Annotated in this window: 5 protein-coding genes, 2 tRNA genes and 5 rRNA genes; 7 read left to right on the forward strand and 5 right to left on the reverse strand. The window is 47.0% G+C overall.

Features of this window, described 5'->3' with window-relative positions; genetic code table 11:
• Nucleotides 1-234 precede the first annotated feature (234 nt).
• The 7 genes from AACU59_RS02490 to rrf (AACU59_RS02520) all read left to right on the forward strand — a co-directional run bounded on the left by AACU59_RS02490 (nucleotide 235) and on the right by rrf (AACU59_RS02520) (nucleotide 5,875).
• Nucleotides 235-1,779, forward strand: a 16S ribosomal RNA gene (locus AACU59_RS02490).
• An 88-nt stretch (nucleotides 1,780-1,867) separates the two neighbouring features.
• A tRNA-Glu gene (locus AACU59_RS02495) sits at nucleotides 1,868-1,943 on the forward strand.
• A 289-nt stretch (nucleotides 1,944-2,232) separates the two neighbouring features.
• Nucleotides 2,233-5,124 (forward strand): 23S ribosomal RNA (locus tag AACU59_RS02500).
• Nucleotides 5,125-5,211: 87 nt separating this feature from the next.
• Nucleotides 5,212-5,327, forward strand: a 5S ribosomal RNA gene (gene rrf / locus AACU59_RS02505).
• A gap of 142 nt (nucleotides 5,328-5,469) precedes the next feature.
• Nucleotides 5,470-5,585 (forward strand): 5S ribosomal RNA (gene rrf, locus AACU59_RS02510).
• Nucleotides 5,586-5,652: 67 nt separating this feature from the next.
• Nucleotides 5,653-5,728: transfer RNA gene (locus AACU59_RS02515), tRNA-Thr, on the forward strand.
• Between the two features lie 31 nt (nucleotides 5,729-5,759).
• A 5S ribosomal RNA gene (gene rrf / locus AACU59_RS02520) occupies nucleotides 5,760-5,875 on the forward strand.
• Together the 16S, 23S and 5S rRNA genes with 2 tRNA genes alongside form the textbook arrangement of a ribosomal RNA operon.
• A 40-nt stretch (nucleotides 5,876-5,915) precedes the next feature.
• On the opposite strand, the gene AACU59_RS02525 is transcribed toward rrf (AACU59_RS02520), so the two are convergent.
• From AACU59_RS02525 to leuA, 5 genes are all read right to left on the reverse strand, one after another.
• Nucleotides 5,916-6,701 carry a DUF547 domain-containing protein gene (locus tag AACU59_RS02525; RefSeq protein WP_094145459.1) on the reverse strand — a complete coding sequence of 262 codons (786 nt, stop codon included), beginning with the start codon at nucleotides 6,699-6,701 and terminating at the stop codon, nucleotides 5,916-5,918.
• A 112-nt stretch (nucleotides 6,702-6,813) separates the two neighbouring features.
• Nucleotides 6,814-7,416 (reverse strand): 3-isopropylmalate dehydratase small subunit, encoded by a 603-nt coding sequence (leuD, locus tag AACU59_RS02530; RefSeq protein WP_017048681.1) that lies wholly within the window; start codon nucleotides 7,414-7,416, stop codon nucleotides 6,814-6,816.
• 14 nt (nucleotides 7,417-7,430) lie between these two features.
• Nucleotides 7,431-8,852 (reverse strand): 3-isopropylmalate dehydratase large subunit, encoded by a 1,422-nt coding sequence (gene leuC / locus AACU59_RS02535; RefSeq protein WP_094145460.1) that lies wholly within the window; start codon nucleotides 8,850-8,852, stop codon nucleotides 7,431-7,433.
• Nucleotides 8,853-8,911: 59 nt separating this feature from the next.
• Entirely contained in the window at nucleotides 8,912-10,003 is a 1,092-nt protein-coding gene (gene leuB / locus AACU59_RS02540; RefSeq protein WP_094132278.1) for a 3-isopropylmalate dehydrogenase, read from the reverse strand.
• A gap of 73 nt (nucleotides 10,004-10,076) precedes the next feature.
• The gene (gene leuA, locus AACU59_RS02545) at nucleotides 10,077-11,624 is read right to left on the reverse strand and encodes a 2-isopropylmalate synthase (RefSeq protein ID WP_013856011.1); all 1,548 of its coding nucleotides are present in this window, start codon (nucleotides 11,622-11,624) and stop codon (nucleotides 10,077-10,079) included.
• Nucleotides 11,625-11,642: the final 18 nt, after the last annotated feature.

The following is an 11,642-nucleotide window of genomic DNA, read 5'->3' on the forward strand; positions in this document are numbered from 1 at the left end:
GCTCTTTAACAATATAAACCTATCAATCTGTGTGGGCACTCGTTGATGATAATCAAAAAAGATTTATCAATGAACTGAGTGACCAATCAGAATCAAGTTTACTTGATTTTGGCACAGTCAATTCATTGTTGTTCTGTTGGAACAACAATAGCTTTAAAATTACTTTTTTACTTTCGAGTAAGAGCAGTTTTGAAGTCAGTATTCATTGAGCCGGTCTTAGGACCAACAAAACTTTAATTGAAGAGTTTGATCATGGCTCAGATTGAACGCTGGCGGCAGGCCTAACACATGCAAGTCGAGCGGCAGCACAGAGGAACTTGTTCCTTGGGTGGCGAGCGGCGGACGGGTGAGTAATGCCTAGGAAATTGCCCTGATGTGGGGGATAACCATTGGAAACGATGGCTAATACCGCATGATGCCTACGGGCCAAAGAGGGGGACCTTCGGGCCTCTCGCGTCAGGATATGCCTAGGTGGGATTAGCTAGTTGGTGAGGTAATGGCTCACCAAGGCGACGATCCCTAGCTGGTCTGAGAGGATGATCAGCCACACTGGAACTGAGACACGGTCCAGACTCCTACGGGAGGCAGCAGTGGGGAATATTGCACAATGGGCGCAAGCCTGATGCAGCCATGCCGCGTGTATGAAGAAGGCCTTCGGGTTGTAAAGTACTTTCAGTCGTGAGGAAGGTGGTGTTGTTAATAGCAGCATCATTTGACGTTAGCGACAGAAGAAGCACCGGCTAACTCCGTGCCAGCAGCCGCGGTAATACGGAGGGTGCGAGCGTTAATCGGAATTACTGGGCGTAAAGCGCATGCAGGTGGTGGATTAAGTCAGATGTGAAAGCCCGGGGCTCAACCTCGGAACCGCATTTGAAACTGGTTCACTAGAGTACTGTAGAGGGGGGTAGAATTTCAGGTGTAGCGGTGAAATGCGTAGAGATCTGAAGGAATACCGGTGGCGAAGGCGGCCCCCTGGACAGATACTGACACTCAGATGCGAAAGCGTGGGGAGCAAACAGGATTAGATACCCTGGTAGTCCACGCCGTAAACGATGTCTACTTGGAGGTTGTGGCCTTGAGCCGTGGCTTTCGGAGCTAACGCGTTAAGTAGACCGCCTGGGGAGTACGGTCGCAAGATTAAAACTCAAATGAATTGACGGGGGCCCGCACAAGCGGTGGAGCATGTGGTTTAATTCGATGCAACGCGAAGAACCTTACCTACTCTTGACATCTACAGAATCCTGCGGAGACGCGGGAGTGCCTTCGGGAACTGTAAGACAGGTGCTGCATGGCTGTCGTCAGCTCGTGTTGTGAAATGTTGGGTTAAGTCCCGCAACGAGCGCAACCCTTATCCTTGTTTGCCAGCGAGTCATGTCGGGAACTCCAGGGAGACTGCCGGTGATAAACCGGAGGAAGGTGGGGACGACGTCAAGTCATCATGGCCCTTACGAGTAGGGCTACACACGTGCTACAATGGCGCATACAGAGGGCAGCAAGCTAGCGATAGTGAGCGAATCCCAAAAAGTGCGTCGTAGTCCGGATTGGAGTCTGCAACTCGACTCCATGAAGTCGGAATCGCTAGTAATCGTAGATCAGAATGCTACGGTGAATACGTTCCCGGGCCTTGTACACACCGCCCGTCACACCATGGGAGTGGGCTGCAAAAGAAGTGGGTAGTTTAACCTTTCGAGGAGGACGCTCACCACTTTGTGGTTCATGACTGGGGTGAAGTCGTAACAAGGTAGCGCTAGGGGAACCTGGCGCTGGATCACCTCCTTATACGAAGATTACACTGATGAGTGTCCACACAGATTGATGGTTTATACAGTTTAAGAGACGAGGATGTTCCCAAACATTCTTACTTAGTGTCCCGTTCGTCTAGAGGCCTAGGACACCGCCCTTTCACGGCGGTAACAGGGGTTCGACTCCCCTACGGGATACCACTTCCGTTGTGAAGTAAAGGGGTCGTTAGCTCAGTTGGTAGAGCANGCTCTTTAACAATTTGGAAAGCTGACTGATAACAACGAACGTGTTTGTTGTTATCAAATAAAAGTTCTCAACATCAATACGTTTAACGTATTGATACCAAACACATTCAAGTGTTCTTGGGAAAGCTTACTACGGTAAGTTTTCAAAATTGAGTCCGGCAAAATCAAACGTCTCTCGCTCATTCAAATAATGAGAGACAACCTTGGTGACTTGTCTGCAACACGAAACTTCTTCGGGTTGTATGGTTAAGTGACTAAGCGTACACGGTGGATGCCTTGGCAGTCAGAGGCGATGAAGGACGTAGTAACTTGCGATAAGCGTAGATTAGGCAGTAACAGCCACTTGAGTCTACGATTTCCGAATGGGGAAACCCACGTGCATAAGCACGTATCCTTACCTGAATACATAGGGTAAGGAGGCAAACCGGGGGAACTGAAACATCTAAGTACCCCGAGGAGAAGAAATCAACAGAGATTCCGAAAGTAGCGGCGAGCGAAATTGGACTAGCCCTTAAGCTTTTAATGATGCAGGTGAAGCCTCTGGAAAGTGGCGCAATAAAGGGTGATAGCCCCGTAACTGTTCCATCATTATAAGTGAAATCGAGTAAGGCGGGACACGTGTTATCCTGTCTGAACATGGGGGGACCATCCTCCAAGGCTAAATACTACTGACTGACCGATAGTGAACCAGTACCGTGAGGGAAAGGCGAAAAGAACCCCTGTGAGGGGAGTGAAATAGAACCTGAAACCGTGTACGTACAAGCAGTAGGAGCAGGCTTTGTCCTGTGACTGCGTACCTTTTGTATAATGGGTCAGCGACTTATATTCAGTGGCAAGGTTAACCGAATAGGGGAGCCGTAGGGAAACCGAGTCTTAACTGGGCGATTTAGTCTCTGGATATAGACCCGAAACCGGGTGATCTAGCCATGGGCAGGTTGAAGGTTGAGTAACATCAACTGGAGGACCGAACCGACTAATGTTGAAAAATTAGCGGATGACTTGTGGCTAGGGGTGAAAGGCCAATCAAACTCGGAGATAGCTGGTTCTCCCCGAAAGCTATTTAGGTAGCGCCTCGGACGAATACTACTGGGGGTAGAGCACTGTTAAGGCTAGGGGGTCATCCCGACTTACCAACCCTTTGCAAACTCCGAATACCAGTAAGTACTATCCGGGAGACACACGGCGGGTGCTAACGTCCGTCGTGGAGAGGGAAACAACCCAGACCGCCAGCTAAGGTCCCAAATTACTACTAAGTGGGAAACGATGTGGGAAGGCTCAGACAGCCAGGATGTTGGCTTAGAAGCAGCCATCATTTAAAGAAAGCGTAATAGCTCACTGGTCGAGTCGGCCTGCGCGGAAGATGTAACGGGGCTAAGTAGTAAACCGAAGCTGCGGCAATACAGTTTACTGTATTGGGTAGGGGAGCGTTCTGTAAGCCGTTGAAGGTGTGTTGTAAAGCATGCTGGAGGTATCAGAAGTGCGAATGCTGACATGAGTAACGATAAGGGGGGTGAAAAACCTCCCCGCCGGAAGACCAAGGGTTCCTGTCCAACGTTAATCGGGGCAGGGTAAGTCGACCCCTAAGGCGAGGCTGAAAAGCGTAGTCGATGGGAAACGGGTTAATATTCCCGTACTGCTTATAATTGCGATGGGGGGACGGAGAAGGCTAGGTGGGCCAGGCGACGGTTGTCCTGGTTCAAGTGCGTAGGCTAAGAGACTAGGTAAATCCGGTTTCTTATTAGGCTGAGACACGACGTCGAGCTGCTACGGCAGTGAAGTCATTGATGCCCTGCTTCCAGGAAAAGCCTCTAAGCTTCAGATTATAAGCAATCGTACCCCAAACCGACACAGGTGGTCGGGTAGAGAATACCAAGGCGCTTGAGAGAACTCGGGTGAAGGAACTAGGCAAAATGGTACCGTAACTTCGGGAGAAGGTACGCTCTTATTGGTGAAGTCCCTTGCGGATGGAGCTGACGAGAGTCGCAGATACCAGGTGGCTGCAACTGTTTATTAAAAACACAGCACTGTGCAAAATCGCAAGATGACGTATACGGTGTGACGCCTGCCCGGTGCCGGAAGGTTAATTGATGGGGTTAGACTTAGGTCGAAGCTCTTGATCGAAGCCCCGGTAAACGGCGGCCGTAACTATAACGGTCCTAAGGTAGCGAAATTCCTTGTCGGGTAAGTTCCGACCTGCACGAATGGCGTAATGATGGCCACGCTGTCTCCACCCGAGACTCAGTGAAATTGAAATCGCTGTGAAGATGCAGTGTACCCGCGGCTAGACGGAAAGACCCCGTGAACCTTTACTACAGCTTGGCACTGAACATTGAACCTACATGTGTAGGATAGGTGGGAGACTTAGAAGCGCAGTCGCTAGATTGCGTGGAGTCGACCTTGAAATACCACCCTTGTCGTTTTGATGTTCTAACGTAGGCCCCTCATCGGGGTTGCGGACAGTGCCTGGTGGGTAGTTTGACTGGGGCGGTCTCCTCCCAAAGAGTAACGGAGGAGCACGAAGGTGGGCTAATCACGGTTGGACATCGTGAGGTTAGTGCAATGGCATAAGCCCGCTTAACTGCGAGAATGACGGTTCGAGCAGGTACGAAAGTAGGTCATAGTGATCCGGTGGTTCTGAATGGAAGGGCCATCGCTCAACGGATAAAAGGTACTCCGGGGATAACAGGCTGATACCGCCCAAGAGTTCATATCGACGGCGGTGTTTGGCACCTCGATGTCGGCTCATCACATCCTGGGGCTGAAGTCGGTCCCAAGGGTATGGCTGTTCGCCATTTAAAGTGGTACGCGAGCTGGGTTTAGAACGTCGTGAGACAGTTCGGTCCCTATCTGCCGTGGGCGTTGGAAGATTGAAGGGGGCTGCTCCTAGTACGAGAGGACCGGAGTGGACGAACCGCTGGTGTTCGGGTTGTCATGCCAATGGCATTGCCCGGTAGCTAAGTTCGGAATTGATAAGCGCTGAAAGCATCTAAGCGCGAAGCGAGCCCTGAGATGAGTCTTCCCTGGCACTTTAAGTGTCCTAAAGGGTTGTTCGAGACTAGAACGTTGATAGGTTGGGTGTGTAAGCGCTGCGAGGCGTTGAGCTAACCAATACTAATTGCCCGTGAGGCTTAACCATACAACACCGAAGGGGTTTTGTGGACTCAATGGAAGAACATTGAATGTGTGAATGAGAACGAAGCAGCTTTCCGAATTAAGAAATTTGCTTGGCGACCATAGCGTTGTGGACCCACCTGATTCCATGCCGAACTCAGAAGTGAAACACAACAGCGCCGATGGTAGTGTGGGGTCTCCCCATGTGAGAGTAGGACATCGCCAGGCTNGCGCTGCGAGGCGTTGAGCTAACCAATACTAATTGCCCGTGAGGCTTAACCATACAACACCGAAGGGGTTTTGTGGACTCAATGGAAGAACATTGAATGTGTGAATGAGAACGAAGCAGCTTTCCGAATTAAGAAATTTGCTTGGCGACCATAGCGTTGTGGACCCACCTGATTCCATGCCGAACTCAGAAGTGAAACACAACAGCGCCGATGGTAGTGTGGGGTCTCCCCATGTGAGAGTAGGACATCGCCAGGCTTTGAATTTATAAGAGCCCGTTTGTAAGAGCGGGCTTTTTAGTCACTTGTGACACAAGATACAGTGTGCTGATATGGCTCAGTCGGTAGAGCGCATCCTTGGTAAGGATGAGGTCCCCAGTTCGATTCTGGGTATCAGCACCAGTTTTATAGCTCTGTAAGCTAAAAGAATTTGCTTGGCGACCATAGCGTTGTGGACCCACCTGACTCCATGCCGAACTCAGCAGTGAAACACAACAGCGCCGATGGTAGTGTGGGGTCTCCCCATGTGAGAGTAGGACATCGCCAGGTTTGAATTACGAAACCTCAGCAGAAATGCTGAGGTTTTTTTCTATCTATTCGTATCATTCAATGTCCAATCATAGTGATAGCTGATACTCTTTTTCTCGCTTTTTAGTGCCTTGTTGTACTGCACTAAGTGCTCAAATAATTGCTGTTTCGTTCCAAAATCTTCAGCAAACCAGTCATAAATAGAAGACAGAACCCATTTATCATTGGTGACCTTTACTCCTTTTTCGCTATTGATAAACTCAGTGGCTGATTTCTCCAGTAATAATTCAGTATTCTCTGCTGTGAAAGCCTGCTTTTGTATGTTTGGGCAGCCAAGGCTTGCGCAGTTGACCGCATAATGGGTTCGAGGATCTTTCCAAATGGGTCTTAAAATTCGATGTTCAATATCATTGAGAGTCAGCTCTTTTTGATTGATGGTAATGATCTTTTGTTCCCAAGGGCCAAATGAGAAAAATCCTCCCAGTTTAGTGATGGATGGTATTGGGTAATGATCGACGATTAAGTTAACTGTTAAGGCATTATATAAGTTGACCCAGTAAGCATATTGTTCCAGCTTTGCATACTCTCTTGGATCAAGGGCTGATAATCGTGAAATATAGAGCTCTAATTGCTCTTTATCTTTTGAGTTGACCCTTTGATAATCGAAGAGGTTGTTGTGATTTTCTTGGATTAGATAAGTATCAAGTGTTGTCTGCCAAATTTGATGTGAAATGGCTTGTGTATTTTCTTCATTGCTAGAGTTCCAATAATCCCATAGTTGTGATTTAGGAGCAGAAAATACATTCGTTGACCCAAGTGTCAAACATAGCGTTAATAGATATTTCATCGTTTACCTCTCATCTCATAGGTTATATGACCTAGGTAGGGATTAATAAATTTCAGATAAAAGAAAAGGTTGATGCATCTACACCAACCTCTGGAAATTAAATCGACACTCGCTATTTCAAAAAGCTAGGAATTTTTGTTTCATAATCAGCGATTTTATCTTCGTGCTGTAGCGTCAAACCGATATTGTCTAATCCATTAAGTAAACAATGGCGACGAAATTCATCAATTTCAAATGAGTATGTTTTTCCATTGGCTTTAACTTCCATTCGTTCAAGATCTACAGTTAGTTGAGCACCTTCATTTCCTTGAACAAATTGGAATATTTCATCAACTTCTTGCTCTGTAAGGCGGACTGGAACCATTTGGTTATTGATTGAGTTACCATAAAAAATATCCGCAAAACTGGGTGCAATCATGGCTTTGATACCGTAATCCGCTAAAGCCCAAGGGGCATGTTCTCGTGAAGAACCACACCCAAAGTTTTCACGAGCAAGTAGAATGCTCGCTCCTTCATAGCGAGGTTTATTCATGACAAAATTTGGATTAGGTTGTTGACCTGCATCATCTAGAAAACGCCAATCATGAAAAAGGTGTTTGCCAAAACCAGTGCGATTTACTTTCTGTAAAAATTGCTTAGGGATAATGGCATCTGTATCGACGTTCGCTGCATCAAGAGGAACGACCAAACCTGTGTGCTGTTTAAAACCTGACATTGGTGATCCCCTGTTTAGTTGAGTGTTGAAGAATGAATATTACGGATATCGACAAAGTGTCCAGCGATGGCGGCGGCGGCGGCCATTGCAGGACTAACTAAATGTGTACGTCCATCTCGACCTTGGCGGCCTTCAAAATTGCGGTTGGATGTTGATGCACAACGCTCACCTGCACCGAGCCTGTCATTGTTCATAGCCAAGCACATTGAACAGCCCGGCAAGCGCCATTCAAAACCCGCTTCAATAAATATTTTATCCAAGCCTTCCGCTTCCGCTTGCGCTTTAACTTGCTCTGAACCTGGAACAATCAATGCTTGAACGTGTGGTGCGACTTTTTTACCTTTCGCGACTTGAGCTGCTGCTCGCATATCTTCAATGCGAGAGTTTGTGCAAGAACCGACAAAAACTTTATCCACTTTGTAGTCTGATAAGGATTTACCCGCTTCCAGTCCCATATACGCTAATGCTTTTTCTGCTGATGCTTTTTCGACAGGATCACTAAAGCTATCGGGAGATGGGATGGTTTCATCGACAGCAATTACTTGGCCTGGGTTTGTGCCCCACGTTACTTGTGGTTTGATGTCCGCGGCATTTAGGGTAACGACTGCATCAAATTTGGCATTATCATCGGTTTTTAGCGTTGCCCAGTACTCAATGGCAGCTTCTAAATCGTTTCCTTGAGGAGAAAACTTGCGACCTTTAATGTAGTCGAAAGTAGTCTGATCAGGGGCGATAAGACCGGCTTTTGCCCCAAGCTCAATCGCCATATTGCACACCGTCATACGACCTTCCATTGAAAGATCGGTAATCGCTTCACCACAAAATTCAACGACATAACCTGTACCACCGGCCGCCGTTGTTTTACCTATAATGGCTAGCACGATATCTTTAGCGGTGATGCCTGGAGCGACTTTGCCTGTCACCTCAATTTTCATCGTTTTCGCGCGAGCTTGTTTCAATGTTTGGGTTGCAAGTACGTGCTCAACTTCTGATGTACCGATGCCAAACGCTAACGAGCCAAATGCGCCATGTGTTGCTGTGTGTGAGTCACCGCAGACAATGGTCATACCGGGAAGAGTAATACCTAATTCTGGCCCCATGACATGAACGATGCCTTGGTATTTATGATTTAAGTCGTAGAGTGTTACGCCAAACTCAGCACAGTTCTTGGACAATGTTTCCATTTGGATTCGAGCCATCTCACCCGAGGCATTAATGTCTTTTGTGGTGGTTGAAACGTTATGGTCCATGGTAGCGAATGTTTTACTCGTCTGACGAACTTTACGTCCCTTTTCGCGTAAACCATCAAATGCTTGCGGTGATGTCACTTCATGAACGAGATGACGATCGATATAAAGGATGGGGTTTTCCCCTTCAGCTGATACCGCAATGTGGGCATCATAAATTTTTTCGTATAAGGTTTTTGCTTGCGACATTGCTTCTTCCTTGAGCTCTTTGAGCTTTATAAAGGACTAGGCGAGCCTAGTCCTACTAATTATGAGTTTAAAATGTAGCTGGCAATTTTATCGCCCATTTCAGAGGTTGAAAGTGCCGCTTTACCACTGGCAAGATCTGCGGTGAGTTCGCCTGCGGTAAGCGCTTTTGATACGGCATTTTCGATATCTTGAGCGGCACTTTCTTCGCCTAAGCTATAACGTAGCATTAAAGCGGCGGAAAGAATTTGTGCTACTGGGTTAGCAATGTTCTTTCCTGCGATATCAGGTGCCGAACCACCCGCAGGCTCATAGAGACCGAAATTGCTTTCATTAAGGCTAGCGGAAGGTAGCATGCCCATTGAGCCTGTGATCATGGCGCATTCATCGGAAATGATGTCACCAAAAATATTAGAGCACAGCATGACATCAAATTGAGAGGGATCTTTAATGAGCTGCATAGTGGCATTATCGATATAAATGTGTGAAAGCTCGACGTCCGGATAATCTTTTGCGATCTCTTCCACGACCTCACGCCATAAGATAGAGCTTTGTAATACATTCGCTTTATCGACTGAGCATACTTTTTTACGACGTAATCGTGCGGACTCAAACGCTATTTTTGCAATGCGTTCGATTTCGTAGCGGTGGTAAACTTCGGTATCAAATGCTTTTTCATTTGCCCCTTCTCCTTCGCGTCCTTTGGGTTGGCCAAAATAAATACCACCAGTCAATTCTCGAACAACCACAATATCGAAGCCACGATCGGAGATATCGGATCGTAAAGGAGAAAAGCTTTCTAAGCCTGAGTGAATTTGAGCAGGACGCAAGTTACAAAACAGTTGAAAATGTTTGCGAAGCGGTAGGAGTGCACCGCGCTCTGGTTGGTCGTTGGGTGGTAAATGCTCCCATTTAGGGCCGCCTACGGAACCAAACAATACGGCGTCTGCCTCTTCACATCCTTTAATTGTGCTTTCAGGCAGCGGGCAACCGTGGTTATCAATCGCAATCCCGCCGACATCATGTTCTTCTCTGGCAAACCGGATAGCATGTTTTTTTTCAATCGCATCCAATACCTTGTGTGCTTGTTGCATTACTTCTGGGCCGATACCATCACCTGCAAGAACGGCAATTTTGTATGTTTTGTCTGTCATGTTAGTCCTTTACTATTTTTATATTTGCTTGCCCCAGTGAGCTCTAAAGACTGAAAGCTCTAATCTAGGTACGTTAAACGGTTGCCACTTTCTTTTGTTTAATTTCTGCAATTTGATCGGCACGATGAATGCTATTGATCACGTGCAATAAGGCTTGTCCTGATGCTTCGACAATATCCGTAGAGACGCCTGTACCGTGATATTTTCGCCCTTTGTAGTTGGCAATAATATCGGCTTGCCCGAGTCCATCTTCACCTTCGCCCTTGGCGGTAAGGTCAAATTTATCCAATACGATCTCATAGCCAGTTAGACGGTAAATACATTGGTAAAGCGCATCGACAGGGCCATTACCAACGGCAGCTTCACATTTTTCTTCATCACCACAAAGCAATTTAATACTGGTGGTCGCCATAACACTGCCTGATTGAACACTCAAATAGTTCAATTTGTAGAAATCGTCTTCATCACGCAGATTTGAAAAGTGCATCAACGCTTCTAAGTCATAGTCAAACACTTGGCCTTTACGATCTGCCAATTTTAAGAAATCTTCATACAAGGCATTGAGGTTGTATTCGTTTTCATTGTAACCCATGCTATCCATATGGCTTTTTACTGCGGCGCGGCCACTGCGGCTCGTTAAGTTCAGCGCTTGGTTTTTTAGGCCAATTGACTCTGGAGTCATGATTTCGTAAGTGTTTTTGTTTTTCAACATGCCATCTTGATGAATGCCTGACGAGTGGCTAAATGCGTTGGCACCGACAATCGCTTTGTTACTTTGAATCGGCATATTGCACAGTTGGCTAACCAACTTACTGGTGCGGTGGATCTCATCATGCTTTAAACCAGTATGTACGCCGAGGAATTCTTGACGAGTTTTGATGATCATCGCGATCTCTTCCAGTGAACAGTTACCAGCGCGCTCACCAATACCGTTGATGGTGCCTTCTATTTGCCTTGCGCCAGCCTGTACAGCGGCAATCGAGTTTGCGACTGACATTCCCAAGTCATCGTGGCAATGAACGGAAATAATGGCTTTATCTATGTTAGGGACTCGCTCAAACAGCATCTGAATAATGCCACCAAATTCGCTAGGAACAGTATAACCGACCGTGTCTGGAATATTGATGGTCTTAGCTCCGGCATTAATTGCGGCTTCGACCATTCTACAGAGATTATCAATGGGCGTTCGGCCCGCATCTTCACAGGAAAATTCGACGTCATCGGTGTAGTTACGGGCGTGTTTCACCGCACTGACTGCCATCTCGAGCACATCATCATAACTGCGGCGCAATTTATCTTGCACATGAATGGTTGAGGTTGAAATAAACGTATGGATACGAAAAGCATCGGCGACTTTCAGAGCTTCGGCCGCTGCATCAATATCTTTTGCTACCGCGCGAGAAAGCGCGCAGACGCGGCTGTTTTTAATGTGTTTGGCAATCGTTTTGACCGACTCAAAATCACCTGGGGAGGAAACTGGAAAACCTGCTTCAATAACATCAACACCAAGGCGCTCTAATGCGTAAGCAATCTGCAGTTTTTCTTTAACGGTTAAGCTTGCTGACAAAGCTTGTTCGCCATCACGTAATGTGGTGTCGAATATAATGACTTGATTATTCATGTTTGCTCCCTTGCACCG

This window comes from Vibrio sp. V23_P3S9T160 (genome assembly GCF_963886625.1).
Classification (GTDB): domain Bacteria; phylum Pseudomonadota; class Gammaproteobacteria; order Enterobacterales; family Vibrionaceae; genus Vibrio; species Vibrio anguillarum.